Genomic DNA, 573 nt, shown 5'->3' on the forward strand with positions numbered 1-573 from the left:
GCGCCTCGCTACGCACCTCATCGGTAAACCCGCCTATACTGAAGAGGACATAGACGGGCGGGCCGCCAAAGCGCCGGAAAGAGGGGTCGTCCGGGGCCTTTCGAGCCTGCTCTTCCAAGTGCCTCAGCACATTGGCGCCCACGGGCCTCGCCCAGAACTTGCACTCGCCGAACACCGCTCGGCCCTCTTCGGCGCCCAGCCCCACAACGTCCAGCTCCACATCGTGCGCCCCACCAAGCGCCCACCCGCTCGGGCATGAAGGGGAGCGCCCCTTCCGCGCCCGCATCCCACAGGCGGTCGCGGCACACGTCCTCGTACACGTAGGCGACCTGCCCGTCGACGAAGTTGTTCCTAATCGTCTTCAGCGCCTCCGCCCGCCGCCCCGTCTCCAACAGCCCCATCTGGTGAAAGACGAAGCGGAACCAGAAGCGCAGGTAGTTGTCCTTGATGTGGTAGAGGCCCTTCTTGCTCTTCTCGGGGTTCTCCTCCGTCACGGGCACCACGCGCTCCAGCACATCGAGCCGCTCGAGCACTTTCAGGTACTTCGACAGCCCCGTCTGCCTCACGTTCAGC

At 65.4% G+C, this 573-nt stretch carries 1 protein-coding gene; it reads right to left on the reverse strand.

The annotated features are described in order from the left end of the window. Positions 1 to 17 precede the first annotated feature (17 nt). Positions 18 to 573: DUF234 domain-containing protein (locus tag NE591_RS12225; RefSeq protein ID WP_305145243.1), on the reverse strand; the 556-nt coding region annotated here is incomplete at its 5' end.

It is taken from the genome of Adlercreutzia sp. DFI.6.23, from assembly GCF_024462535.1.
GTDB lineage: Bacteria > Actinomycetota > Coriobacteriia > Coriobacteriales > Eggerthellaceae > Adlercreutzia > Adlercreutzia rubneri.